This is a genomic window from Caenibius tardaugens NBRC 16725 (assembly GCF_003860345.1).
Classification (GTDB): domain Bacteria; phylum Pseudomonadota; class Alphaproteobacteria; order Sphingomonadales; family Sphingomonadaceae; genus Caenibius; species Caenibius tardaugens.
In genome coordinates this window covers 2,505,888-2,531,086 of the sequence record NZ_CP034179.1, presented here as the reverse complement: position 1 = coordinate 2,531,086, position 25,199 = coordinate 2,505,888, and the positions used below count along the sequence as shown (strand labels likewise).

Here is a 25,199-nt window from a genome sequence, read left to right as displayed (position 1 = left end):
CAACCATGCGTATCGTTTCCGGTATCCAGCCCACGGGCAATCTCCACCTCGGCAATTACCTTGGGGCGATCCGCAACTGGGTGCGCATGCAGGATGCGATGGATGCGGACAGCCAGTGCCTGTTCTTCCTGGCCGATCTGCACGCGATTTCGATGCCGCACGTGCCAGCGGAACTGAACGCGGCAACGCTGGAAATGGCCGCCGCGCTTGTCGCCTGCGGCATCGATCCGGACCGCTCGATCCTGTTCAATCAGGCGCAGGTTCCTGCCCATGCCGAACTGCAATGGCTGTTGAACGGCACCGCCCGGATGGGCTGGTTGAGCCGCATGACCCAGTTCAAGGACAAGTCGGGCAAGAACCGCGAAGGCGCATCGGTTGCGCTGTTCACCTATCCGGTTCTGCAGGCCGCCGATGTGCTGCTGTATCAGGCGAGCCACGTTCCCGTGGGCGAGGACCAGAAGCAGCATCTCGAACTGGCGCGCGATGTCGCACAGAAATTCAACAACGATTTCTGCACGGAAGATGCACCGGTGTTCACGCTGCCCGATCCGATCATTCCGCCCGAAGCCGCGCGGATCATGTCGCTGCGCGATGGCACCGCGAAGATGAGCAAATCCGACCCTTCGGAAATGAGCCGCATCAGCCTGACCGATGATGCCGATACGATCATGCAAAAAGTGCGCAAGGCCAAGACCGATGCGGAACCGCTGCCTTCTGAAAAGGCCGGCCTCGAAGGTCGCCCCGAAGCGGCCAATCTGGTGGGCATCTATGCCACGATGGCAGGCACCGATGTCGAATCGGTGCTCCGCGATTTCGGCGGCGAAGGGTTCGGCAAGTTCAAGCCGGCTCTCGGGGAATTGCTGGCAGAACAGCTCGGCCCGATCAGCGCGCGGTTCTCGGAACTGAAATCCGACCGGGAAAGCCTGGACGCGATTTTGGCGCGCGGGGCCCTGAAAGCCCGCGAAATCGCACGCCCCACACTGGATGCGGCTTACAAGGCGCTTGGTCTTGTGCGCGGCTAAGGACCGGGAAGCGAGAACTTTTCCGGAAACGGGTCATTCAACACACATTCACTCGTAATGCGGCAAAGTGGTGTTATGCATCGGCAGACCGTGCGTCAGCACATGAAGCCGAACCGCGCGCCGGCAATGTCCGGCGCCGATGGAGAGACCAATATGAATAACATTGTGTCCAGATCGGGCCGCTTGTTCAAAATGGGTGCTGCAGGCCTGCTCCTGCTGGCAGTTGCGGCTTGCGCCACACCCTTCAAGGCGGACGTATCGCGTTTCCAGTCACAAATGCCTGCCCCGCAAGGGCAGACATTTGCCGTTGTTGCCGATGATCCCGCGCTGTCCGGCGGGCTTGAGTTTTCGCAATATGCGCGTCTCGTGGAAGCGCAGATGACCAAGCTTGGCTATCAGCAGGCCTCGCCCCAGAATGCGACCATGCTGGTGCGTTTCGATTATGGCGTGGACAACGGCCGTGAACGCATTCGTTCCACCGGCTTTGGCCGCGATCCGTTCTTTTCGCCCTGGTACGGCTATCGCGGCTGGGGGGCTATCGCCCTTACGGCGCGTGGAATTACGGCTGGTACGATCCGTGGTTCGACAACAGTGTTGAAAGCTACACGGTTTACAGCAGCGATATTGAACTGAAGATCGATCGTGCGGTCGATGGCGCCCGCCTGTTCGAAGGCCGCGCCGAAGCCGTATCGTCTTCCAATCGCCTGCAGTACATCGTGCCCAATCTGGTGGAAGCGATGTTCACCGATTTCCCCGGCAATTCGGGCGAAACCGTGCGGATCACGATCAAACCCGAAGATCAGCGCGCCAAAGGCGGCAACTGATTTTCCTGCCCAAAACGGCATAGGAAGGCGGGCCCACGCGGCCCGCCTTTTTTGTAAATCCGGATGGATCGCCGCATCGCCATCCGTTGCCGTGTCACAAACAATTGCCTGCGCCGGACAACCCACCTAAACGGCCGCGCATGACCGCACACAAATCCGGCGATCCGACCACACTCAACCGCCTGTACGGCCGCGCCAAAGGCAAAGCCCTGCGCACGGGGCAGCAAACCCTCGTCGACACGCTGCTGCCGCAGATTGCCGTGCCTGACGATGGCCCGGTCACGGCAGAGCGCCTGTTCGGCCACGATTGCCCGCTGCACTTTGAAATCGGCTTCGGCGGGGGCGAACACATGGCCGGGCGTGCCGATATGCTGCCCGATCATGGTTTCATCGGCTGCGAACCGTTCATCAATGGCGTGGCCCAGGCGCTGACGCACGTCAGCGGCGATAACGGCGCGCATCCGGTTATCGGCAATGTCCGCATCCATCACGGTGATGCCCTGGAAGTGCTGCGGCGCATACCCGATGGGGCCCTGTCCTTCCTCTATCTGCTGCATCCCGATCCCTGGCCCAAGGCGCGCCACGCGAAACGGCGGATGATGAACGACGGCCCGGTCGATCTGTTCGCAGCCAAGCTCAAGCCGGGCGGCGAATTTCGATTCGGCACCGATCACCCCGTCTATCTGCGTCATGCCCTGATGATCATGCGCCGCCATACCGACCAGTTCACGTGGTTGACCGACGGTCCGGAAAGCTGGCAGAACCGCCCGGGTGGCTGGCCGGAAACCCGGTATGAGGCGAAGGCGCGGCGTCTGGGCCATGAAGTCTGGTATTTCCGCTATCGTCGCCGCTAAAGTTTCGCTTCTCGTCCCAGACTAAAAACTCCCTTCCACACGATCTTCTTGCGAGGCAACCGGACACCATGGATTTCAGCGCCATTGATCTCGCTTCGCTCTGGCCCTTCATTGCCGTCGGTTTTGCCGCGCAATTGATTGACGGCGCCCTTGGCATGGCTTTCGGGGTGATCTCGAATTCGCTGATGGTGGGGGTGCTCGGCGTTCCTCCGGCACTCGCCTCGCAGCGCGTGCATGTGGTGGAATGTTTCACCACCGCCACATCGGGGATCAGCCATCTGCTTCACGGGAACATCGACAAACGGCTGTTCTTCCGGTTGCTGATTCCTGGCCTGATCGGCGGTGTAAGCGGGGCCTATCTGCTCAGTTCCATCGATGCCGGGGTGATCAAACCCATCGTACTGGCCTATCTTTGCGGCATCGGCGTTTATCTGCTGTGGCGCGGCCTGCGCTATCCGCCCAAGGCGCGGGAAGCGAAATACGTGGCGCCGCTTGGCCTGCTGGGCGGTTTTCTCGATGCCGCCGGTGGCGGTGGCTGGGGGCCGGTGGTCAGTTCCAACCTGCTGGTCCAGGGCGCGGAACCCCGCAAGGTTGTGGGCACGGTCAACTCGGTCGAATTTTTCCTGACCGTGACGATCTCCGCCACATTCATCTGGCACCTGGGCATTGCCGATCTCGCGGGGGCCACGCTCGGCTTTCTGATCGGCGGCGTCGCGGCCGCACCGTTTGGCGCTTTCGCGGCGAAACATTTCCCGGCCAAGCTGATGCTGGTGCTGGTGGGCATCGTGTTGAGCGCGACCAGCGCATACGGCGTCTATGCGGCCGTATTCCGCTAAAACCTGAATAGGCAAAGGGCGGCCTTACTGCCGCCCCGTTCCCGGCAAGACAGGGACAGTTCTACAGCGTGGTCATGAACATGGCCGCGGCGGCCAATGCAGCGATCGTCAACAAGGCCATGAGGAACCCGATAATCGTCTGCATCGGGATCGCCCCCCGCCGTTCGGCGTCCCATTCCTCTGCCGGGGCCGCGCTCCACGCCAGTGATTCTGGCGGGGCATCGTCTTCTGCCGCTTCTTCGTGCTGCAACATCGTTGGCGGGGAAACGAGATCGGGCCCGCTGATTTCACTGACCAGCGCAAGCTTTTCGAAGGCGATCGCCAGCTTCTGATCGGCCAGATGTTTGCCCAGCGCCATCCGGTCCTGTGCATCGTTTTCGGGCACGGGCAGGCTCATGGCCAGCCGTTCCATTTCTGTATCGAGTGCGTGCAGGCGATCCATCGCCTCGAGCGCGCACTGGCGATCGCCGCTTTTCAGCGCGAGTTGCAGCCGCGTGAGCGACATCACATTGGCGCGGCAGAATTGCAGTCCGAGGAACAGTTCGCTCGCCGAAACGGGCGGACCTTCCGGGGGCAGGCCCTGATCCACGATATGGGATCGGTCGGGCGATGGAACTGCATTCAAAGTGGTTCTCCTACCTGTCTGCTGCCCCGCCATTATGGTTAAGGGCAAAGAACCGCAGGAGAACAATACTGTTGGGGCCGAACGTGGGTGGGGCGCGCCGTACCGACGATTAACCCCCGTTTCGCCCCAAAAACGCCGCGTCAGTCGTGCCCATCCTTGCCGCCATGATGGCGCGGCTGGGTCATGCGATCCACGTAGGCAATGCCGATCGCCGACAGGATAAATACACTGTGAATGATGGTTTGCCACATCACGCCTTCGCTGGTCACATTGGCGCCCGGCGATCCGATCTGGCTGGCCTCAATAAAGGTGCGCAGCAGGTGAATCGACGAAATGCCGATAATCGCCATAGCCAGCTTCACTTTGAGAACACCGGCATTCACGTGGCTGAGCCATTCGGGCTGATCGGGATGGTCCTGTAATCCCAGGCGCGAGACGAAGGTTTCATACCCCCCGACGATCACCATCACGAGCAGGTTGGAGATCATCACCACGTCGATCAGGCCCAGAACCACAAGCATGATCTGCTGCTCACCGAATTCCGCAGCATGCATCACCAGGTGATAGAGCTCTTTCAGGAAGAGAAAGACGTAGACGATCTGCGCAACGATCAGACCCAGATAAAGCGGTAGCTGGAGCCAACGCGAACTGAAGATCAGCATGGGAAGCGGGCGAAGGGGCGAAGTCGAATCTTTGGTGCTCATATCCGGCGAACTAGAGCATCACGCAGCCAAGTGGCACCCATTTTTTGCCGAATGCGAGCGGCGAATATGCGACCCCCACAGCCTGTTTTGCGACGATTTCCGATGAACCGTTATTCAGATACGACGCATGCCCTGCAGGCCCCGTGTCTTTTTTCGTTCGATCGCATACCCATCCTGCCCAACGGGAATGGAAATGAGGGTCCGGCGTGCGAGTTGAGAATTTGCGGGGTTTGCCCCAGCGTTTGCTGCAGGCCATCGCATTCAAAGCCGCTTCTGTGAAACGCGCTGTTGCCGCCGCCACTCTGGCAGCGGTTCTGACAGGCGGCATGGCGACACCCGCCCTCGCCGGCGTTCTCCAGTGCGTTCCCTATGCCCGTCAGGTGTCCGACATCCATATCCAGGGCAACGCCCGGACATGGTGGGGTCAGGCTGAAGGCATCTATCGCCGCGGCCATCACCCCGAAGTCGGCGCTGTTCTGGCATTTCGCGCCACCCGGGCCATGCCCTATGGCCATGTCGCCACAGTGGCCAAGGTCATCGACGAACGCACCGTTCTGCTGAACCACGCCAACTGGTCGCGCCCCGGCATGATCGAACGCGAGGCACGGGCAATCGACGTATCGCCCGCCGGTGACTGGAGCGAAGTGCGCGTGTGGCATGCCCCGTCCAACGGGCTGGGTATTCGCACCAACCCCACATTCGGCTTTATCTATGCCGATGCCGATAGCGAAGCACCGGCCACCCGGCCGACGACCACACTGGCCGAACTGATGAACATCCGCCTGCCCGGCTGACGCCGGAACGGATTTTCCGCGCTATTCCGCAAGACGCCCGGTTATGCGGCGCTGCGCATAACCTAAAGCTTCGCGTGCCCGCCGGTGGAGCCGAACCCGCCCGCCCCGCGGGGCGTATCGTCGAGATCGGCAACCTCTTCCCATCCCGCACGCACCACCGGTGCCAGCACAAGCTGCGCGATACGATCGCCCCGGGCGATGGCGAAGGGCGCATCCCCGTGATTGATCATGATCACTTTCACTTCACCGCGATAATCGGAATCAATCGTACCCGGCGTGTTCGGCACACTGATGCCGTGTTTGAGCGCCAGCCCCGAACGCGGGCGAACCTGAATTTCATAGCCTTCGGGGATAGCCACGGCGAGACCGGTCGCCACGGCATACCGTGCCCCCGGCGCCAACGAGACATCTTCTGCCGCCAGCACATCCATACCGGCTGCCCCATCGGTGGCGTAGGCTGGGAGATCCAGTCCTTCACCGTGCGGCAGGCGTTTCACCCTGACGGGCACTTTATCATACAAGTTCATCAGCAATCCGTTCCACCAGCCGTTTGGCGACTTCCCCTTTGGGCAAGTCTTCCCAGCTTTCCACGCCCCCGGCGGTAATGATGTGCACGCTGTTGCGCGCGCCCCCCATCACATCGCCGGACACATCATTCGCGACAATCCAGTCGGCGCCCTTGCGTTTGCGCTTGTCCTGCGCATAGGCGATCACATTGTCCGTTTCGGCAGCGAAACCGATCACCAGCCCCGGACGTCGATCGTCGGCTGACAGGGACGCCAGAATATCGGGATTTTCCGTCAATTGCAGCGCGGGCACTTGCCCGTTCTGCTTCTTCATCTTGCTGTCCGCCGCATGGTCAACACGCCAGTCAGCCACCGCCGCCACCATCACGGCCACATCGGCGGGCAACGCATCGCGCACCGCCTGCTGCATTTCCCGCGCGGTTTCGACATCGATCCGTTCCACACCGGTTGGCGTGGACAACGCCACCGGGCCCGCAACCAGCGTCACCCGCGCGCCCAAAGCCGCCGCCCAACCCGCGATCGCAAAACCCTGCCGCCCCGACGAACGATTGGCGATATAGCGTACCGGATCGATCGGCTCATGCGTGGGGCCGGCGGTAATCAGGATATGTTTGCCGTAAAGCGGGCGATGCGCAGGCGCGGTCTCGAAATCCGGCTGCCCTTCCAGTGGATTGGCCAGCACATCGTCGAGATCGAGAACAGGCGCCGCCACGCTGCCCGCACTGCCCGCAATGGCGGTGCCGCCATCATTGTTGAGCATCGTCTGGATCGCCTGCCAGATCCGTTCCGGTTCGGGCAAGCGGCCGGGGCCAAATTCGCCACAGGCCATCGCCCCGTCATCCGGTTCCATCACAGTCACACCCGACTGGCGCAACCAGCTGACATTGCGCCGGGTCGCCTGGTGCTGCCACATCCGGACATTCATCGCCGGCACCGCCAGCACGCGTTTGTCTGTCGCCAGCAACAGTGTTGTGGCGAGATCATCCGCGATCCCTGCAGTCATCTTCGCCAGAAGATCCGCCGTCGCCGGGCAAACCACGACAAGGTCGGCCTGCCGACTGAGCTGGATATGCCCCATTTCGGATTCGTTCTTGAGATCCCACAGCGTTGTGTACACGGGATTTTCGCTGAGCGCGGCGAGCGTCATGGGGGTGATGAACTGGGCACCGCCATCGGTAAGCACGCAGGTGACCGAGTCCCCGGCCTTGCGGATCAGGCGGATCAGTTCGCAGGCCTTGTAGGCCGCAATGCCCCCGCCGACGATCAAAAGGATACTTCGCACTGTCATAGGCGGGCTTGTGCAGCGCAACGCCATTGTGCGCAACCGCTTTACTTCGCGCCGCGAACGGGCGAGAAGTTTTTCAAACGACGGAGGGGGTCTTTATGCGTCTTGCAATCACGGCACTGGTCTTTCTGGGTGGCCTGTTTTTCATCCTGTTCGGCCTGTCATTTCTGTTCCAGCCGCAAGTGGCTGCATCGGGTATTGGCCTTGCGGCCAGTGGCGTAACCGGGGTGGCCACATTGCGCGCCGACTTTTTCGCGTTTTTCGGAATCCTCGGCATTTGCATGATCTGGGGTGCATGGAAGCGGCGGGGCGATCTGCTTTTGCTTCCGGCGCTGGCGCTGCTTATGGCCGTTGCCGCCCGCCTGCTCAGCGCGGCACTTGATGGCCCCAGTCCGACATTTGTCGGCTCGGTGGCGGTAGAAGCGGTGCTGGCTGGCATTCTGCTGGTCGCCCGCGCCGTTCTGCCCCATCACCGTGTGGAAGATGTGGGCGAATAGAACGCGCCGTTATGCCGCGCTTGCCAATGCATTGGTGTGGCCTCGGCCGCGCACGGTATTGGCAAGCGTGACACAGGCGCGCGGTATGAACGCCAGCCCGATCATATAGGCAGGCAGCACCATCATGGCCCAATAGTAATTCTCGGGCCGCGCAAACAGTGCCATGGCCAGCGCAAATCCGCCAAACCACAAAGTCGCGAACCAGCCCAGCCGCCCGCCAAGGGCAAACCAGCCCAGCAATGGCAACAGCGCAAGCGGAGGGGCCAAGCCCAGGGGGATCGTCGATAGAGGCGTCAGTCGCGTGATTGCCCCCAGAAAAGCCTGTGGCCCGACAAGGCCAGACCAGCCCTGTGACACCAGCGCATCGGGCAGGCGCAAGGCCATCACCGCCTGCGCGTGTAACGCCACCCCTATCGCAAACAGCACGAGCACACCGGCCACCGCCAGACATTCGTTACGCCGCCGCTCTAGCGCCGCGAAAACCAGCCACAGCAGGAAAAACGGCAAGGCCAGTTCACGCACCGCCAGCGCCACTGTCGCCAGCAGCAAACTGGGCCACCAGCGATTCGGCCGATAGAGCAGCAAGGCCGCACTCAGAAACAGCCCGGCAACCAGTTCATGTATCAGGCCCACTGTGGGCAGGAATGCACTGGCCCCGCAAAGGCACAGCATAAGCCCGGCGAGAAGTCTTTCCGGCCAGGTCGTGCGCCGGGCCAAAGCCCCGAACAGGCCGATCAGGGAAAGCGCAAGCATCGTAATGGTGAGAACCCGCCAGCCAGATTCACCGAACAGCCGCACGCCTTCCGCCAGCACCGGGGACCGGACACAGAAGAACGGTTTGGTGGGATAATTCCTGATCTGCTGCAACGAAACTGCCGCAGTATAATAACCCTCGCCCTGCGCCATCCGTGCATTGATCGCCCGGTAAAGGTTCAAATCCCCTTTGGTGCCTGCCTTGCGCTCCTGCTCTCCCGCCATCATTTGCCGATTGCCCGCATCGACGAGCGCGACGGTTGTCGGAATGCTCCACAGACAGGCGCCGATCAGGACCGCGATGAGCAGCAGCGCCGCTGGCCGCGGCAAGCAGGCAAGCGGCCGTTCAAACCAGGCCTGTAATTTCGGGCGTTGCAATGGCATGGTGGAGCGCCGGTCAGCCCAGCCATCCGGCCAGATCGGCCGCCCATACAGCCCCGGCCCCCACCAGTGCAGCGAGCGCATAGCCCCAGATACGCAAGCCCGCGCCGCGGCGGCGTTCCCACATCAGTTCCACTTCGGGCAAAGGCGGTTGTTCGGGCGCCCCGCCCTTGGCTGGAAACCGTTCCTCGATGCGGCGGACCAGTTCGGGAATACGCAGCAATGTTGCGGTATCTTCACGCAGCCTGTCAGCCACCAGCGATTCAGGCCCCAATTCGTCGCGTATCCAGTTGCTGACATAGGGGGCCGCGACATCCCACATGTTGATCCGGGGATTCAGTTGCGTGGCGATGCCTTCCACCATGACCATGGTCTTCTGCAACAACAGGAGATGCGGCTGGGTTTGCATGTCGAAATCCCGGGTGATCGCAAACAGCCCGTCAAGCATCTGGCCCACGCTCAGTTCGCTGACCGGCTTGCCACGCATCGGTTCGCCCACGGCCCGCAGCGCGGTGGCGAATTCATCGACCGAATGATAACTCGGCACATATTGCGCCTCGAAATGGATTTCAGCGACGCGGCGATAGTTGCCGGTGGTCAGACCATAGAGGATTTCCGCCAGCCACTGCCGTGCACGCCGGTCGATCCGGCCCATGATTCCGAAATCGATCGCGCCGATCGTGCCATCGGGGCGCACGAACAGGTTGCCCTGATGCATGTCGGCATGGAAGAAACCGGCACTGATCGCCTGCGTCAGAAAGGCGAGAACCAGCCGTTCCGCCAGATCCGGCAGATCGTGGCCCGCCGCGCGCAGGGCATCGACATCGCTGATCTTGATCCCGTCGATCCATTCGATGGTCATGACCCGGCCATTGGTGCGGTCCCAGTCGATCCCGGGCACGCTGTACCCGGCGAAGCCTTTCATCGCGTCGGTCAGTTCGCTGGCCGACGCCGCTTCGCGCCGCAGGTCCAGTTCCCGATTGGTCCAGCGTTTGAAATTGGCGATCACCATGCGCGGGCGAAGACGGGCGGCTTCCGCGCTCAGCGCCTCGAGATGGGCGGCCGCCCATTCGTAGGTATCAATATCGCGTTCGAACCGTTCCCGAATACCCGGACGCAGAACTTTTACCGCGACCGTGCGTCCTTCGGTGGTCACCGCGCGATGCACTTGCGCAATCGATGCGGAGCCGACCGGTTCCGGCTCGAACTCGGCGAACAGGTTTTCCAGCGGCTGCCCAAAGCTCGCCTCGACCGCACGGCGGATCGTATCGAACGGCACCGGGGCAAGGCTGTCCTGCAGGCTCAGCAGATTGACCACCGCGTCTTCCCCGACCAGATCGGGTCGGGTTGCCAGCGTCTGGCCCAGCTTGATCGCGGCGGGGCCTATTTCCTGAAAAGCCCCGGCGTAATCCGGCGTACGCGGCTGGAATGTGCCCAGCCGCGCAAGGCGGCACAGGCGCCGGACTTGCGGCGGGGTATGTTCATCCCGTTCGATGCCGCGCAAGGCACCGTGCCGCGCCAATGTGCGGCCCCATCCCAGCAGTCGCCACGTATGCTTGATCGGACTGGTCACGTCGTCAGATCTTCCAGCCCGAATGGATCGCAACAAGGCCGCCCAGAATCGGCTCCACCCGCGTACGCACAAAACCGGCGTCGCGAATCATCTGTTCAAATTCGGGCATAGGCGGAAACCGCCGGATGGATTCGATCAGATAGCGGTAACTGTCCGCATCATGCGCGATAGCCTTGCCGATCTGCGGCACCAGCTTGTGCGAATAGAGATCGTAGACTTCCTTGAAGCCCGGCCATTCCGTGGTGGAGAATTCGAGGCAGAAGAAGCGCCCGCCAAACTTGAGCACGCGATGCGCCTCGGCCAGCGCCTTGTCGATCCGGGTCACGTTGCGGATGCCAAAGGCAATCGTATAGGCATCGTAGGTGCGGCTGGGGAAAGCCAGTTCCTCGGCATTCTGGCGCGACCAGACCAGTGTATCGATGCCGCGCTCCATCGCCCGTTCGATCCCGACATCCAGCATATCCTGATTGATATCCGACACCGTGACCTTCGCGCCGCAGGCTTCCATTCGGAACGCGATATCGCCGGTACCGCCCGCCATATCGAGGATTTCCTCCCCCGGCTGGGGTTTGACCCGGCGCACGAACTTGTCCTTCCACAAACGGTGCATGCCGACGGACATGGCATCGTTCATCACGTCGTATTTCTTCGCGACATTGGAAAAGACCTCGCCCACGCGCGCGGTCTTTTCTTCGGGGCTCACTTCTTCGTAGCCGAAGGAAACGCTCTCACTCATGGCTTGGCGCTTTAGGGGGAATTGCCGCCGGGGCAAAGGGTGTTAGGAGCATCGCACGATCTGGCCCGCCACAGCCAGCCACACCGTTACGGAACACGACGCGCCTATGCCCGAACTTCCCGAAGTCGAAACCACAGTACGCGGCCTTGCGACGGTGCTGGATGGGCAACGGCTCACCCGCGTGCAGACCAACCGCCCCGATCTGCGCCGTCCGTTCCCGCCAGATCTCGTACAGACGCTGACCGGGGCCCGGGTTTCCGGCCTTTCGCGTCGGGCGAAATACGGCCTGATCCACACCGATCGCGGGCAAACGCTGGTCTTCCATCTGGGGATGAGCGGGCGTTGGCGGATCGATCCGGCCACGCAGGACAAACACGATCACTTCGTTCTCGAAACCGAATCGGGCCATGTTCTGGCGCTTAACGACGCCCGCCGGTTCGGTTCGCTGGATCTGGTCGCCACCGAATCTCTCGATGCATGGCCGCAATTCGCCGTCATGGGGCCCGAACCACTGGGTGACGACCTTTCCCCCCGCCACCTTCGCGAGGCTTTCGCCGGGCGCCAGCAGGCGATCAAGCTTCTCCTGCTCGATCAGCGAATCGTCGCCGGCCTTGGCAATATCTATGTCTGCGAGGCGCTCTTTCGTTCGGGGATCGCCCCGACCAAGGCAGGTGGTCAGGTTTCGCTCCCGGCCTTGAAACGGCTGGTGCCAGCTATTCGGCAGGTTCTGGAAGAATCGATTGCCGATGGCGGCTCCACCCTGCGCGATTACGCCCGGCCCGACGGCGAACTTGGCTATTTCGCCACGCGGTTTCAGGTCTATGATCGCGAAGGCGAAGCGTGCTCTTGCGGCGGCACGATCCGCAGGATCACCCAGGGCGGGCGCAGTAGCTGGTATTGCCCGGCTTGCCAGAAGTAGCGGAACGGTTGACGATTCGGCTCCCTACCGCTAAGGGCCGCGCTTCAAGTGCGGGGCGGCAAAGCCGGACCCCGCATTTTTACGAGATTCTTTTGGACAGACAGCGCCGCATGCAGGCGGCGCAAATGAAGGACTGATATGGCCAATACGCCGCAAGCCCGCAAGCGCATCCGCCGCAACGAACGCCGCGCCGAAGTTAACGGTGCGCGTATCACCCGCATCCGTACGTTCGTGAAGAAGGTCGAATCGGCCATCGCTGGTGGCGACAAGGCTGCCGCTGCCGATGCGCTTAAAGCCGCGCAGCCGGAACTGGCTCGTGGCGTGGCCCGTGGCGTGCTGCACAAGAACACCGCATCGCGGAAATTCTCCCGCCTGACGAAAGCGGTCGCCGCTCTCTGAGCCGACTCGCTTGCGGGGGCGATTCGCCCTCTCGGGAACACATCAGGGGCTGGCGCAGACTGCGCCGGCCCTTTGTGCATTTGCACGATCCGTTGTGCGCACGCGAAGCCATCATGACAGCCTGTCACAAAGCTGAGGCAATTCCGCGATTCGCGCATGCTGCACCCGAAAAACGGGAGAAAACAGCCATTTAATTGCAGTCCCTAGGGTTGCCGTGAGTCAAACGATTTATTTCAGATTTTTTTCACCGCAGCCCTTGCTCGAAGGCCTCGCCTCTTCAATAAAACCCTCACCGGAGCGGTGACGAATCCGGTGTTCACATGACGGTTGTAATTCTCGATGTCTGAACGGGGGTTCAGGCAAACGGTAGGCTTTTGCCATGTCCGGGAGAGCAAAGCCGAGTTACAACCATCCATAGGGGGATTGGGATCAGGAATGGTGCGAGGAAAAGCCCAAGGTGATCAAACATCGAATACCCGGCGTCGGATGGATGACAATGTGGCAGATGATCTCGAAGCGGTGAATCTTGCTGCGGATTGGGCGGATATCAGCCAGGGCCTGCGCAAGGATCTCGGCCATCAGCTCCACAGCCAATGGATCAAGCCGATTCAGGTCGGCAGTTTCTGCGCAGAAACGGGAACGCTCGATCTTTTCCTGCCGACCGAATTTTCTGCGAACTGGGTTTCGGACCGGTTTGCCGATCGCCTTTCACTTGCGTGGAAGATTGCGCGGACCGAAGTGCGGCACGTTCGCATCGCGGTCCATCCCGGCCGCCGCCAGCTGCCGGAACTGCGCGTCGGCGAAAGCGCCGGCCAGTCGTTTGGTGTCATGCCCGCGAATGACGGGGTGGAAATGGGCGGAATGGCTCTTTCCGCCGATACTATCGGCACGCAGGGTTTCACCTCGTCGGTGGGCCTCGACCCGTCGCTGACGTTCACGGCTTTCGTGACCGGCAAATCCAATATTCTCGCCTTCAACGCGGCGGAACGGATGGCGAAAGTGGAAACCCCGCAATTCTCGCCGCTCTATCTCAAGGCTGCGACGGGCCAGGGCAAAACGCATCTGCTCCACGCGATCGGCCATTCCTATCTGGCCGCGCATCCCCGCGCCCGCATTTTCTACTGTTCGGCCGAACGCTTCATGGTCGAATTCGTTCAGGCGCTGCGCCAGAACGAAATGCTCGAATTCAAGGCGCGCCTGCGCGCGTTCGATCTGCTGCTGGTCGACGATATCCAGTTCATCATCGGCAAGGCTGCTGCACAGGAAGAACTGCTGTACACGATCGATGCCCTGCTGGCCGAAGGCAAGCGGCTGGTTTTCGCCGCCGACCGTGCGCCGCAGGCGCTGGACGGGGTGGAGCAACGCCTGCTCTCGCGCCTGTCGATGGGGCTGGTGGCGGATATCCAGCCTGCCGACATCGAACTGCGCCGCTCGATTCTGGACAGCAAGCTGAGCAAGTTCGCGCCGCTGGAAGTGCCATCGGATGTGATCGAATTCCTTGCCCGGACGATCAATCGCAATGTCCGGGAACTGGTCGGCGGCCTTAACAAGCTGATCGCCTATGCACAGCTTACGGGGCAGGAAGTCTCGCTACAGCTCGCCGAAGAACAGCTTACTGACATCCTGTCGGCCAACCGCAAGCGCATCACGATTGATGAAATCCAGCGCACGGTGTGCCAGTTTTACCGCGTCGACCGCGCCGAAATGTCGAGCAAGCGCCGCGCCCGCGCGGTGGTGCGCCCACGGCAGGTGGCGATGTATCTGGCCAAGGTTCTGACACCGCGTTCCTATCCGGAAATCGGTCGCAAATTCGGCGGACGCGATCATTCGACGGTAATTCATGCCGTGCGCCTGATCGAAGACCTGCGTCAGCGCGATGCCGATATGGACGGCGACGTGCGCAGCCTGCTGCGCCAGCTCGAAAGCTGATATTGCGCCCGGCGGTGGAGAGATTGTCCACCGCCGGGCCACAGCTTTTCCCGCACTTCTGAACAGAGTTGTCGACAGGCTTGCGTCTGCTCGCCTAGAGCCTGCCCATGGCCCTAGCTCCTGACCGCCTTGAACGCTTCGCACGCCACATCGTCCTGCCCGAAATCGGCGGAGCCGGGCAGGCCGCGCTGGCGCGCGCGCATGTCGTGCTGGTCGGGGTTGGCGGGATCGGATCGCCGGCGCTTCAGTATCTCGCCGCAGCCGGGGTCGGCACGCTGACGCTGATCGATGACGACCGGGTGGATATCAGCAATCTCCAGCGCCAGACGATTTTTGCCGCAGACGATGTCGGCGCGCTCAAGGTGGAACGCGCCCGGGCCTGGCTCGAACGGTTCGATCCGGCGCTGGATGTCCGCACCAACGCCACCCGGATCACCGCAGACAATGCCGGGGCGCTGATCGCAGGGGCCGGGCTGGTTCTCGACGGCTGCGACAATTTCGCCACCCGGCTCGCCGTGTCCGATGCCTGTGTCGCGGCGAACATTCCGCTGGTCAGCGCGGCTGTGGGCCGTTTTCAGGGACAGGTTGCGGCATTTGCCGGGCACTTGCCCGACCAGAGCTGTTATCGCTGCTTCGTGGGCGACGCGTTCGATGCGGAAGACTGCGATACCTGCGCGGCGGACGGCATGCTGGGCGCCATGGCCGGATGGACCGCCTCCTTCGCCGCCATGCATGCGATCCGCGTGATCGTCGACGGGGTCAGCACACTGGGCGACCCGCAATGGGGCACGCTGCATCTGATGGATGGTCTCAAGCCCGAAATGCGCAGCATGCGCATCGTCAAGGACCCTGCCTGCCGCGCCTGTTCAGGGCGCTAGTGTGGTTTATGAATCCGAAGTTCGGTGAGCGCCTGCCTACAATGCGGCGAACTTCAGCTTCGGGTCACTAGTATTTCCTCCACCCATTGGGGCACCAGCGCGCTGGCGGGGCCGAGGCGGGTTTCATGGAACCATGCCGATCCCTGGCTGGCTTCCAGATTGAGTTCCAGCGTCCGCGCGCCACATTCGCGCGCCTGCCGTACAAAACCCGCCGCCGGATAGACAGCGCCCGACGTGCCGATCGATACGAACAGATCCGCTTCGCGCAAGGCATCGAAGATATCGTCCATGCGGTACGGCATTTCTCCGAACCACACGATATCGGGGCGTAGAGCCGTGGCCCCGCATGACGGGCACGGCGGCTCGTCCAGCAAGGACCGGCTCCACCCGATCCGCGCATCGCAGGCGGTGCACCAGGCAGACAGCCCCTCGCCATGCATATGCAGCACGCGGGTGGCCCCTGCCCGTTCGTGCAGATCGTCAATATTCTGGGTGACCAGCAACAGCGCGCCCGGCCATGCCGCGTCGAGCCGGGCCAGCGCGGCATGCGCCGGGTTGGGCTGTGCCTGCATGATCGCAGTACGGCGCATGTCGTAAAAACGCTGCACCAGTTCGGGATCGCGCGCGAAGGCTTCGGGTGTCGCCACGTCTTCCACCCGGTGATTCTCCCACAGGCCATCGGCCGCGCGGAACGTCTCCAGCCCGCTTTCCGCGCTGACCCCCGCCCCTGTCAGAATCACGATATTGCGGATTGCAGCCATCAGCAGGTCCCTTGCCGTCACCCCGAACTTGTTTCAGGGTTCATTTCACGCCATGCGAAGCGCCATCATTGGGGCACCATGCATGCCGAAACAAGTTCGGCTTGGCGCGTCTGGATTGGAGAACACGTGGCACGTATCGGAATTATCGGCAGCGCGGGGCGTATGGGCCAGGCGATCGCACGGGTGCTCGAAGCATCGGATCATGTGCTGGCCGGCGGCATCGACCAGGGGGACGATCCGGCAGCACTCGCCGCGCAATGCGATGTGCTGATCGATTTCTCCTCCCCGCGCGCGCTTGACGCCAATCTGGCGGCGGCGCGCAGGGCCGGCATTCCCATCGTGATCGGCACCACCGGGCTGGAGGCAGAACACCATGCCGCGATCGATGATGCCGCCAAAGCGATCCCCGTGCTCCAGACGGGCAATACCTCGCTCGGCGTCACCCTGCTGGCCCATCTTGTGCGCGAGGCGGCGGCGCGGCTGGGGGACGATTGGGACATCGAAATCGTGGAAATGCATCACCGCATGAAAGTGGATGCCCCCTCGGGCACGGCGCTCTTGCTGGGTGAAGCGGCGGCGCAGGGGCGCGGTATCGTGCTGGCCGACAACAAGGAGAGCGGCCGCGACGGGATAACGGGCGCGCGGGCGATAGGCTCTATCGGGTTCGCCGCCTTGCGCGGCGGCACGGTGGCGGGTGACCATTCGGTTATTCTGGCGGGCGAGGAAGAGCGGATCACGCTGTCGCATCATGCCGAAAATCGCACGATCTTTGCGCGCGGCGCGGTCAGGGCCGCAACATGGCTGCTGGGCAAGCCGGTTGGCCGCTATACCATGCCCGAGGTGCTTGGCCTTTGAAGAAGGACACGATTTTCGAGTTCTTCCGCATTCTCGCGGAGCATAATCCCGCACCGGAAACCGAACTCGAATTTTCGAACACCTATCAACTGCTGGTGGCCGTCGTCCTTTCGGCGCAAGCCACCGATGTCGGGGTCAACAAGGCCACCCGGCGGCTGTTCGAACAGGTCACAACCCCTGCCCAGATGGTCGCATTGGGTGAAGAAGGGTTGAAAGAGCATATCAAGACCATTGGTCTGTTCAATGGCAAGGCGAAGAACGTGATCGCGCTGTCCGAAATCCTTGTCCGCGATTTCGGCGGAGCGGTTCCCGAAGATCGCGATACGCTGACCACGCTGCCCGGGGTCGGGCGCAAGACAGCGAACGTGGTGATGAACTGCGCCTTCGGGGCGGAAACTTTCGCGGTCGACACCCATGTGTTCCGGGTGAGCAACCGCACCGGGCTGGCCAAGGGGAAGACGGTCGACAAGGTCGAGACCCTGCTGGACAGGCGTGTGCCCCAGCCCTTCCGCCGCGATGCCCATCACTGGCTGATCCTGCTGGGGCGCTATACCTGCAAGGCCCGCACGCCCGAATGCTGGCGCTGTCTGGTGGTCGAACAGTGCGAATATCGGGCAAAGACTCCGGAACCCAAGGCCAAAGCGGGGGTTTCCAGAAAGGCTGGCGCGGTCATTTCCTGATTGTGGTATCAACCGCGCAAACAGGAGGATAGCGATGAAAGCCTTGATCCTTGCATCTGCCGTGGCCGGTTTGACGGCGTTGACGGCCTGCTCCACCAACATGGAAAGCGAAAGCGCGACATCGAAAGCGCCTGCTGCCCGTGTGGTGGGCGATCCCCGCGCCTGTATCCCGATCAACCAGATCAACGAAAGCACGGTCCACGATAACCAGACGATCGATTTCCGCGTCGGCGGCCAGACCTATCGCAACACCCTGCCGCTAAGCTGCCCCAGCCTCGGCTTCGAGAAGTCGTTCACTTACAAAACGTCGCTTTCGCAGCTGTGCAACACCGACGTGATTTTCGTCCTGCGCAACACCGCCGGATCGCTGGAACGCGGCGCCGGGTGCGGGCTGGGCATGTTCATTCCGGTCGAACTGGAAAAGACCCGATAGCCCGCGCGGTATGACCGGACCGGTCGGGGCAGGTCAGGTCGCCTCCGGGCTGGCTGGCTGATCGCCCTCCGCCTCCTCTCCACTGATCCGGGTGATCACCGTGGCGGCCACCAGATCGCCCACCACGTTCACTGTGGTGCGGCACATGTCGAGGAACCGGTCGACCCCGAGAATCAGCCCGATCCCTTCTGGCGGAACATCGAGACTGGCCAGGATCAATGCAATCACCGGCAGCGTTCCGGCCGGAACACCCGCCGTGCCGACGCCTGCCAGAATGCAGACCAGCATGACGAAGAACTGGTCTGACAGGCTGAGATCCGCACCAAAAAACTGGGCGAGAAACAGCACGGTCACCCCTTCGAACATGGCCGAGCCATTCTGGTTCGCCGTTGCCCCGATCGTCAGCACAAAGCGCGCGATCTTGGGCGGGAGCTTCAGTTCGCTGTCAGCCACCCGCAGGGCGGTGGGCAATGTCGCATTGGAACTGGCGGTGGAGAACGCCATCAGCATGGCGGAGCGGATTTCGCGAAAGAAGCGGATCGGGCTTTTCTTCGCCAGAAACTGCAACAGCAGTGAAAACACGCCGAACATCTGCAGCGCCAGCGCCAGCAACACGACACCGACATAGGCCGCCAGTTTGAACAGCAGATCCCAGCCGAACTGCGCCGCCAGGTTGAACATGAAACAGAAGATCGCAATCGGTGCGAGTTGGATGACAATCGCAATAAGGCGCATCGATACTTCGAACACGCCTTCAATCGCGTCTTTCAGAGTCTGTGTGCGCCGGGTCTGCACCAGCAGCAGGCCAATGCCGAAAAACAGGGCAAAGAACATCACGGCGAGAATATCGTTGTTCGACATCGCTGAAATGACATTCGACGGCACCAGACTGACCAGGGCATCCATGCCCATCGGCGCCTTGCCTGCGGAACTTTCGATGATCCCCGAAGCGCTCTGCTGCCCCTGTGCCAGCAATTCACGCGCGGCTGCGGGATCGACACCCTTTCCGGGCTGGATCAGGTTCACCAGCACGAGGCTGAGCAGCACCGCGATCCCGGATACGATCACGGTATAGACCAGCGTGATGATCCCGACTTTCTTCAAAGCCCGGATCTCACCCATTTCGGCAATGCCGATCACCAAAGCCGAAAACAACAGTGGCAGCACCAGCATAAACAGCAGGCGCAGGAAAATCTGCCCAATGGGGCCGGTGACATAGGTAACCACCGTATCGACCCACGGTGCACCGGGCATCAGGCTATAGACACCCAGCCCCAGTATCAGCCCGGCCAGAAAGCCGATCAGCAGGCGCCATTGCAGAGCGCCATGGTTGGTCGGGGCATCCGTGGCGACTGCATCGACAGTGTCTGTCATCGTTGTCCCCTCCCGGACCCTTATCGTCTTTTCAGCAGCAAAGCGGGCCGAACGGTCATCTGCTGAGGCCTGCTTCCGCCACGCGCCGGTATATCCGCGCCAAAGTGTCGAGATCGGCAAGAACCACCGCCTCGTCACGCTTGTGCATGGTGGCGTTGTTCAGCCCGAATTCGATAACCGGGCAAAAATCCTTGAGGAACCGCGCATCGGAGGTGCCTCCGGTGGTCGACGCTTCGGGTTCCAGCCCGGTTTCCGCCTTCACCGCATCGCTGACGATGGCGGAAAAAGCACCCGGTTCGGTGATGAAGGATTCGCCCGAAATCACGCAGCGGGCAGCTCCCCCATGCCGCGCTGCGGTTTCCGCGATACGGGCAGACAGACTTGCCCCGCTGTGCAGGTTGTTGAAGCGGATCGAAATGCGCGCCTTGGCCAGCGCCGGGATCAGGTTGGTGGTGGGATTGCCCACGTCCAGATCGGTGATTTCCAGATTGGAAGGCTGGAACCAGTCGGTTCCCGCATCCAGTTGCCACGCATCGAGTTCGGCCAGCATGGCAACCAGCCGGGGCACCGGATTATCGGCCAGATGCGGATAGGCGACATGCCCCTGCACGCCTGCCACTTCCAGCCAGGCATTGACCGACCCGCGCCGCCCGATCTTCATCATATCGCCCAGCCGGTTAACGCTGGTGGGTTCCCCCACGAGGCACAGATCGGGAATAGCATCGAGTGCGCGCATGCGATCCATCAGCGCGAGCGTGCCGAAACGCGCCGGGCCTTCCTCGTCCCCCGTGATCACGAAGCTGATCGTGCCGGCCTCGCGCGGGATATCCCGCACAGCGGCGACCATCGCCGCGATCGCGCCTTTCATATCCACCGCCCCGCGCCCGTAAAGCAGCTCACCCCGGCGCTCCGGCACAAAGGGTGCGCTGGACCAGCCTTCACCCGGCGGAACCACATCCACATGCCCGGCAAAGGCGAAATGACGGCTGCCTTCCGGCCCCCGGCGGATCGCAAACAGGTTTTCCACCGGGCCATCGGGGGCGCCCCCCGAAATGCGCCGATCCACATCGAAGCCCAGCGGCGCCAGCATGTCTTCCAGACAAGCGAACACGGCGCCTGTGGCGGGTGTCACGCTGGGGCAGGCAATCAGCGCCTCGGCGAGTTCTGCGGGGGTCTTGTCGCTCATATCAGGTTCCCCGCATATGGGCTAAGCCGGGCGGGCACAAGCGGGGCCTTCACCGCGCCATCAGGCGAGCGTCTGCGGATCCTCATACTGGGCGATCACCCATTCCTCCTCTTCCGAGGCGGCGATCCATTGCTGCATCCAGTCATGTTCCCACATCGCCTGCATATAGGCCTGCGCGAACCCGGGCACGGGCACCTGATAGGTAAGAAACCGGCTTACCAGCGGCGCATAGAAGATATCGGCGGCACCAAAGGTTCCGAACAGGAACGGGCCACCCTGCCCATAGCGGGCCCGCGCCTCTGCCCAGAGACCGAGGATACGCACGATATCGCCCTGCACCTCCTCATTGAGTTGCACCCCATGGAACTGTTTGCGCACGTTCATCGGCAAGCCCCGACGCAGCGCCAGATAGGAACTGTGCATTTCCGCAACCATGGAGCGCGCCATGCCGCGCGCGGCATCATCTTTCGGCCAGAACCGTTCACGTCCCACGCGATCGGCCAGATGTTCGAGAATGGCGAGACTGTCCCAGATGACCACGTCGCCATCCCACAGGATCGGCACCTTGCCCGAAGACGGCTGCACATCGCCAAGCTCGCGCTTGGTCTGTTCCCAGTCTTCACCAAGGACATTCACCTTGATTTCCTCGAAGGCGAGTCCGGACTGCTTGCACGCCAGCCAGCCCCGCAGGCTCCAGCTGGAATAGTTCTTGTTGCCGATGATCAGTTTCATGCCGGATCAAGACCTAACGGCTGGCAGGCACCCTGTCGAGAAAGGAAGCCCGATGCGCACGATCTGCCTCCCCTCCTCCTGCGAAGAAGGGCCCTGCCTGCGGCAGAGCCCTTCGTTGATGGGTGGTAAGAGGGGCTGTCAGATATTGTCGCCCAGCTTGCCCTCGATCTTGCCCTTCACTTGTTGCGCCTTGCCTTTCAGTTCCTGCTTCATGCCCGATGCCCGGGTTTCCGGATCGGAACTGTGCTGCTTGGCCTTGCCAATCGCTTCGTTGACGCCGCCCTTAACCGTATCGGTGAGCTTACCCATTTGAATATCCTTTGGTTTTCAATAACCGGGCCGTCCAGAAGGGTTAACGCACAGCGCATGCTATCGATCCGCAATCGATGCAAAATTCACCGTACCTGCCGGCCGCCTCATCACGGGCGCGCGGGAACCGTTCAGATTTCCGCGTCGGCCAGAACGGCCGCACGCAGTTCCTCGATCCCCATTTTCTTTTCGGAAGAGGTGACGTGGATAACCGGGAAGGCTGCGGGATGTTTCTTCGCCTCTACCCCCGTCGCAGCGATCACGGCATCCAGTTCGCTGGCCTTGATCTTGTCCGCTTTGGTCAGGACAATGCGATACCCGACGGCCGCCTCGTCCAGCATGCGCATCATTTCGCGATCGACCTCTTTCACCCCATGACGAGAATCGACCAGCAACAGCGTGCGCTTCAGCGGCACCCGCCCGCGCAGGAAATCGCGCACCAGCTTGCGCCAGTTTTCGACCACCTTCGGCGGCGCCTTGGCAAAGCCGTAACCCGGCATGTCAACCAGCCGGAAAGCCGTTGGCTCGCCCACTTCGAAGAAGTTGAGTTCTTGCGTCCGCCCCGGCGTGACCGAGGTCCGGGCAATCGCCTTGCGCCCGGTCAGCGCATTGAGCAGCGAACTCTTGCCGACGTTGGATCGCCCGCAAAATGCGATCTCCGGACAATCCGGATCGGGCAGGAATTTCAGCGCGGGGGCCGATTTCAAAAACTCGACCCGCCCTGAAAACAGGCGCCCTGCCCGTTCCGCCAATTCCTGTTGTTCTTCGTCCATCGCCTGTGCGGACCGGGGCATCGCGCCCTAGCGGCCCGCCTCCTTCTTCTTTTCCGCAGCCTTGCGCGCCATGTCAGCCCTGTCCTTGGCCGCCTGCTCCTTCAACTGGGGGTGGCGGCTGTAGAGATAGGTTTGCTGCGCGATCGTCAGCAGGTTGGACGTGATCCAGTAAATCAGCAAACCGGCTGCAAACGGCGCCATGACGAACATCAGCACCCATGGCATGATCGCAAACATCTGCTGCTGAATCGGGTCCAGCGCGGCCGGGTTCAGACGGAACTGCAGCCACATGGTGACACCCAGCAGCAAAGCCAGCGGACCAATCGCCAGGAAGCTCGGCACATCAAACGGCAGGGCGCCAAACAGATTGAGGATGTGCAGCGGATCGGGTGCCGACAAATCCTTGATCCACAATGCAAATGGCTGATGGCGCATTTCGATCGTCAGGATCAGCACCTTGTACAGTGCGAAGAAGATCGGAATCTGGATCAGGATCGGCAAACAACCGGCAAGCGGATTGACGCCTTCCTGCTTGTACAGCGCCATGATTTCCTGCTGCTGCTTGGGCTTGTCGTCCTTGTAGCGTTCCTGCAGCGCCTTGAGCTTGGGCTGGATCGCCCGCATCGCCGCCATGCTGGCAAACTGCTTCTGGGCAATCGGGAACATGATCCCGCGAATGATCACAGTGAGCAGGATGATCGCCACGCCGAAGTTGCCAACCAGCCCGAACAGCTTGTCGAGCAGCAGGAAGATCGGTCGTTCGAACCAGCGGAACCAGCCCCAGTCGATCGCCAGGCCGAAATTGGTGATCCCCTGCGCTTCATAGGTATCGAGAACCGCACTCTCCTTGGCCCCGGCGAACAGGCGCGTGGTGCGCGTGATCTGCTTGCCGGCGGGCACCGTGTCGGGCTGATAGATCAGGTCCGCACGGTAGAGGCCGTTGCCCAGTGACCGGAAATCGCTGCCGGGCTTGGCCTTCGCATCGGGCACAAGTGCGGACAGCCAATAGATATCGGTGAAGCCGATCCAGTCGGCACGGCCGCCGGGCGAAACCGTTCCTGCTTCGCGAACGTCCTTGTAATTGTTTCCGAAATTCACATTACCGTCAAAAGCGCCAATCGGGCCGGAATGCACGTTCCAGGTATCCGTGCTGGCGGTGCGATCGGTGCGGTTGATCAGTGCGAAAGGTTTCGCCACGATCGAACCGGTCCCGGTGTTCGCCACGGTCTGCGTCGCGGTGATGAGGTAATCGTTATCGATTTCGAAGCGGATCGAGAAAGCCTGGCCCTGCCCATTGACCCAGCGCAGTGTGACCGGCGTTTTCGGGGTCAACTTTGCACCATCGGCCTGCCACAGGGTATTGGCGTCAGGCATCTGCCCGGCCACGTCACCCTTGACCCAGCCGAATTGCGCGAAATGCTGTGCCGGGGTGCGAAGCGGCGAAAACAGGCGGACCGGACCGCTATCCTTTTCCACCGACTGGCGGAAATCGTTAAGCGTAAGATCGTCGATCAGCGCGCCATAGAGGTTGATCGACCCCGTCAGGCTCGGCGCCTCGATCGGCACACGGGCAGGCGATTTGAGATCGGCCGCCAGTTCGCGCTGTTCGGCCGCGATATCATCGGGATTTTGCAGGCCACCTTCGCGCGTGCGTTTGCCCGGCGCAGGTTCGCCGGCAGCCGGTGCGGCGGCGGTCTTGGCGGCAACAGGCTTGTCAGGCTGGGGATAGAACCAGCCCATCGCATATTCCCACCCCAGCAGCAGCGCCATGGACAGCACCACGGCCAGTACGATGTTACGCTGGTTGCTCACGTATTATCCCTGTTTCCGAATTCAGAACGCCCGACGGGCCCGTTTTCCCTGGCTCAGGGCACCGGATCGTATCCGTGCCCACCCCAAGGGTGGCAGCGCAATAGACGCTTAAGTGCAAGCCATCCACCCTTGATTGCACCATACTTTCCAAGCGCCTGTATCGCGTATTCGCTGCACGATGGGGCATAGCGGCAAGTGGGCGGCAAAATGCGCGATGGACCCAATTGCCATGCGCGCGCGATCAGGATGAGGAGGTACTTCATGGCCTGCGCGAAACCTTCCCGCCCGCACCGCGCCCCGTACCGCGTCCTGCCCCTCTGGGGCGGCGCGGAGGATCGCCTTTCCCTGCGGTCGCGCGCGCCAGGGCCACGGTCAGTTCTTCGCGCAAAAGGCTGAAATCGCGCTCGATCCCGCCCTCGCGGCCAATCATCACATGATCGTGATCGGGAAGCCCTTCCGTCGGCAATTTTTCGCGCAGCAGCGCACGGAACCGGCGTTTCATGCGGTTGCGCACCACCGCATTGCCGATCCGCTTGGTCACAGTGATGCCGAAGCGTTTGCCCTGCCCGCCATTGGGCAGCGCCAGCAGCACGAAACCCGCCCGCGCGATCCGCAAGCCTTTATTGGCTGCAAGAAAATCCGCCCGGCGCGTGAGAATGGTCAGAGGCCGCTGCATGCGGATATCCATAGCGGAAACCGGGTTAAGAGCGAAATCCGCGCGCGATTCGTGGGTCTGTGCCCCAAACGC

28 protein-coding genes and 1 pseudogene are annotated in these 25,199 nt (G+C 61.9%); 13 read left to right on the top strand and 16 right to left on the bottom strand.

Translation table 11 applies throughout. The features are described 5' to 3' along the window. Positions 1 to 5 precede the first annotated feature (5 nt). From trpS to EGO55_RS11820, 4 genes and pseudogenes are all read left to right on the top strand, one after another. Complete coding sequence (gene trpS / locus EGO55_RS11835) at positions 6 to 1,022, top strand: tryptophan--tRNA ligase (protein WP_021690109.1); 1,017 nt, start codon at positions 6 to 8, stop codon at positions 1,020 to 1,022. A gap of 192 nt (positions 1,023 to 1,214) precedes the next feature. After that, a pseudogene (locus EGO55_RS11830) lies at positions 1,215 to 1,846 on the top strand (DUF4136 domain-containing protein). A 140-nt stretch (positions 1,847 to 1,986) separates the two neighbouring features. Further along, positions 1,987 to 2,700: a tRNA (guanine(46)-N(7))-methyltransferase TrmB gene (gene trmB, locus EGO55_RS11825; protein WP_021690107.1), complete on the top strand. Its 714-nt coding sequence runs from the start codon at positions 1,987 to 1,989 to the stop codon at positions 2,698 to 2,700. A gap of 68 nt (positions 2,701 to 2,768) precedes the next feature. After that, entirely contained in the window at positions 2,769 to 3,536 is a 768-nt protein-coding gene (locus EGO55_RS11820; RefSeq protein ID WP_021690106.1) for a sulfite exporter TauE/SafE family protein, read from the top strand. Positions 3,537 to 3,597: 61 nt separating this feature from the next. Here EGO55_RS11820 and EGO55_RS11815 read toward each other — a convergent pair whose 3' ends face one another. Together EGO55_RS11815 and EGO55_RS11810 are read right to left on the bottom strand one after the other, a co-directional pair. Continuing rightward, a complete protein-coding gene (locus EGO55_RS11815) occupies positions 3,598 to 4,161 on the bottom strand; it encodes a hypothetical protein (RefSeq protein WP_021690105.1) in 564 nt (187 codons plus the stop codon). A 140-nt stretch (positions 4,162 to 4,301) separates the two neighbouring features. Beyond that, positions 4,302 to 4,865, bottom strand: a complete 564-nt coding sequence (locus EGO55_RS11810) for a TIGR00645 family protein (protein WP_040715610.1) — start codon at positions 4,863 to 4,865, stop codon at positions 4,302 to 4,304. A 326-nt stretch (positions 4,866 to 5,191) separates the two neighbouring features. Here EGO55_RS11810 and EGO55_RS11805 point away from each other — a divergent pair, with 326 nt between their 5' ends. After that, positions 5,192 to 5,659: a CHAP domain-containing protein gene (locus EGO55_RS11805; protein ID WP_084620072.1), complete on the top strand. Its 468-nt coding sequence runs from the start codon at positions 5,192 to 5,194 to the stop codon at positions 5,657 to 5,659. 62 nt (positions 5,660 to 5,721) lie between these two features. On the opposite strand, the gene dut is transcribed toward EGO55_RS11805, so the two are convergent. Beyond that, entirely contained in the window at positions 5,722 to 6,186 is a 465-nt protein-coding gene (dut, locus tag EGO55_RS11800; RefSeq protein WP_021690102.1) for a dUTP diphosphatase, read from the bottom strand. Then, complete coding sequence (locus EGO55_RS11795) at positions 6,173 to 7,474, bottom strand: bifunctional phosphopantothenoylcysteine decarboxylase/phosphopantothenate synthase (protein ID WP_040715607.1); 1,302 nt, start codon at positions 7,472 to 7,474, stop codon at positions 6,173 to 6,175. Before EGO55_RS11795 ends, dut begins: the two co-directional genes overlap by 14 nt. A gap of 95 nt (positions 7,475 to 7,569) precedes the next feature. Here EGO55_RS11795 and EGO55_RS11790 point away from each other — a divergent pair, with 95 nt between their 5' ends. Next, positions 7,570 to 7,968: a DUF4345 family protein gene (locus tag EGO55_RS11790; protein ID WP_021690100.1), complete on the top strand. Its 399-nt coding sequence runs from the start codon at positions 7,570 to 7,572 to the stop codon at positions 7,966 to 7,968. 9 nt (positions 7,969 to 7,977) lie between these two features. Here the strand turns inward: EGO55_RS11790 and EGO55_RS11785 are convergent, their stop codons facing one another. Genes EGO55_RS11785 through EGO55_RS11775 form a run of 3 tightly spaced genes read right to left on the bottom strand, consistent with a single transcriptional unit; the run spans position 7,978 to position 11,411 of the window. Beyond that, positions 7,978 to 9,105: a hypothetical protein gene (locus tag EGO55_RS11785; RefSeq protein WP_021690099.1), complete on the bottom strand. Its 1,128-nt coding sequence runs from the start codon at positions 9,103 to 9,105 to the stop codon at positions 7,978 to 7,980. Between the two features lie 13 nt (positions 9,106 to 9,118). Further along, positions 9,119 to 10,675, bottom strand: a complete 1,557-nt coding sequence (gene ubiB / locus EGO55_RS11780; protein WP_021690098.1) for a 2-polyprenylphenol 6-hydroxylase — start codon at positions 10,673 to 10,675, stop codon at positions 9,119 to 9,121. Positions 10,676 to 10,679: 4 nt separating this feature from the next. Beyond that, positions 10,680 to 11,411 carry a class I SAM-dependent methyltransferase gene (locus EGO55_RS11775; protein WP_021690097.1) on the bottom strand — a complete coding sequence of 244 codons (732 nt, stop codon included), beginning with the start codon at positions 11,409 to 11,411 and terminating at the stop codon, positions 10,680 to 10,682. 106 nt (positions 11,412 to 11,517) lie between these two features. Here EGO55_RS11775 and mutM point away from each other — a divergent pair, with 106 nt between their 5' ends. The 4 genes from mutM (at position 11,518) to EGO55_RS11755 (ending at position 15,536) form a co-directional block, all read left to right on the top strand. Beyond that, complete coding sequence (gene mutM, locus EGO55_RS11770; protein WP_021690096.1) at positions 11,518 to 12,330, top strand: bifunctional DNA-formamidopyrimidine glycosylase/DNA-(apurinic or apyrimidinic site) lyase; 813 nt, start codon at positions 11,518 to 11,520, stop codon at positions 12,328 to 12,330. A gap of 138 nt (positions 12,331 to 12,468) precedes the next feature. Next, the gene (gene rpsT, locus EGO55_RS11765) at positions 12,469 to 12,729 is read left to right on the top strand and encodes a 30S ribosomal protein S20 (RefSeq protein WP_021690095.1); all 261 of its coding nucleotides are present in this window, start codon (positions 12,469 to 12,471) and stop codon (positions 12,727 to 12,729) included. Positions 12,730 to 13,215: 486 nt separating this feature from the next. After that, on the top strand, positions 13,216 to 14,658 hold the full coding sequence (dnaA, locus tag EGO55_RS11760; protein WP_021690094.1) for a chromosomal replication initiator protein DnaA: 1,443 nt from the start codon (positions 13,216 to 13,218) through the stop codon (positions 14,656 to 14,658). Positions 14,659 to 14,765: 107 nt separating this feature from the next. Then, a complete protein-coding gene (locus tag EGO55_RS11755; protein WP_021690093.1) occupies positions 14,766 to 15,536 on the top strand; it encodes a HesA/MoeB/ThiF family protein in 771 nt (256 codons plus the stop codon). Between the two features lie 53 nt (positions 15,537 to 15,589). Here the strand turns inward: EGO55_RS11755 and EGO55_RS11750 are convergent, their stop codons facing one another. Further along, on the bottom strand, positions 15,590 to 16,297 hold the full coding sequence (locus EGO55_RS11750; RefSeq protein WP_021690092.1) for an NAD-dependent deacylase: 708 nt from the start codon (positions 16,295 to 16,297) through the stop codon (positions 15,590 to 15,592). 126 nt (positions 16,298 to 16,423) lie between these two features. Between EGO55_RS11750 and dapB the strand changes: the two genes are divergently transcribed. The 3 genes from dapB to EGO55_RS11735 are packed head-to-tail and all read left to right on the top strand — an operon-like array spanning position 16,424 to position 18,265. Beyond that, complete coding sequence (dapB, locus tag EGO55_RS11745) at positions 16,424 to 17,152, top strand: 4-hydroxy-tetrahydrodipicolinate reductase (protein WP_021690091.1); 729 nt, start codon at positions 16,424 to 16,426, stop codon at positions 17,150 to 17,152. Next, entirely contained in the window at positions 17,149 to 17,832 is a 684-nt protein-coding gene (gene nth / locus EGO55_RS11740) for an endonuclease III (protein WP_021690090.1), read from the top strand. The genes dapB and nth overlap by 4 nt, the downstream gene beginning before the upstream one ends. A gap of 34 nt (positions 17,833 to 17,866) precedes the next feature. Beyond that, the gene (locus tag EGO55_RS11735) at positions 17,867 to 18,265 is read left to right on the top strand and encodes a hypothetical protein (RefSeq protein ID WP_021690089.1); all 399 of its coding nucleotides are present in this window, start codon (positions 17,867 to 17,869) and stop codon (positions 18,263 to 18,265) included. A gap of 33 nt (positions 18,266 to 18,298) precedes the next feature. Here the strand turns inward: EGO55_RS11735 and EGO55_RS11730 are convergent, their stop codons facing one another. The 8 genes from EGO55_RS11730 to rnpA form a co-directional block, all read right to left on the bottom strand. Further along, a complete protein-coding gene (locus EGO55_RS11730; protein WP_021690088.1) occupies positions 18,299 to 19,639 on the bottom strand; it encodes a dicarboxylate/amino acid:cation symporter in 1,341 nt (446 codons plus the stop codon). 55 nt (positions 19,640 to 19,694) lie between these two features. Then, complete coding sequence (gene dapE, locus EGO55_RS11725; RefSeq protein WP_021690087.1) at positions 19,695 to 20,825, bottom strand: succinyl-diaminopimelate desuccinylase; 1,131 nt, start codon at positions 20,823 to 20,825, stop codon at positions 19,695 to 19,697. 60 nt (positions 20,826 to 20,885) lie between these two features. Next, positions 20,886 to 21,557, bottom strand: a complete 672-nt coding sequence (locus EGO55_RS11720) for a glutathione S-transferase family protein (RefSeq protein WP_021690086.1) — start codon at positions 21,555 to 21,557, stop codon at positions 20,886 to 20,888. A 138-nt stretch (positions 21,558 to 21,695) separates the two neighbouring features. Continuing rightward, entirely contained in the window at positions 21,696 to 21,866 is a 171-nt protein-coding gene (locus EGO55_RS11715) for a CsbD family protein (protein WP_021690085.1), read from the bottom strand. A 131-nt stretch (positions 21,867 to 21,997) separates the two neighbouring features. Next, positions 21,998 to 22,639, bottom strand: coding sequence for a ribosome biogenesis GTP-binding protein YihA/YsxC (gene yihA / locus EGO55_RS11710; RefSeq protein ID WP_040715815.1), 642 nt, complete (start codon positions 22,637 to 22,639; stop codon positions 21,998 to 22,000). A gap of 27 nt (positions 22,640 to 22,666) precedes the next feature. Then, positions 22,667 to 24,451, bottom strand: coding sequence for a membrane protein insertase YidC (yidC, locus tag EGO55_RS11705; RefSeq protein WP_021690083.1), 1,785 nt, complete (start codon positions 24,449 to 24,451; stop codon positions 22,667 to 22,669). 53 nt (positions 24,452 to 24,504) lie between these two features. Continuing rightward, positions 24,505 to 24,714, bottom strand: coding sequence for a membrane protein insertion efficiency factor YidD (gene yidD, locus EGO55_RS11700; RefSeq protein ID WP_021690082.1), 210 nt, complete (start codon positions 24,712 to 24,714; stop codon positions 24,505 to 24,507). Further along, on the bottom strand, positions 24,711 to 25,127 hold the full coding sequence (rnpA, locus tag EGO55_RS11695; RefSeq protein ID WP_021690081.1) for a ribonuclease P protein component: 417 nt from the start codon (positions 25,125 to 25,127) through the stop codon (positions 24,711 to 24,713). The genes yidD and rnpA overlap by 4 nt, the downstream gene beginning before the upstream one ends. Positions 25,128 to 25,199 lie beyond the last annotated feature (72 nt).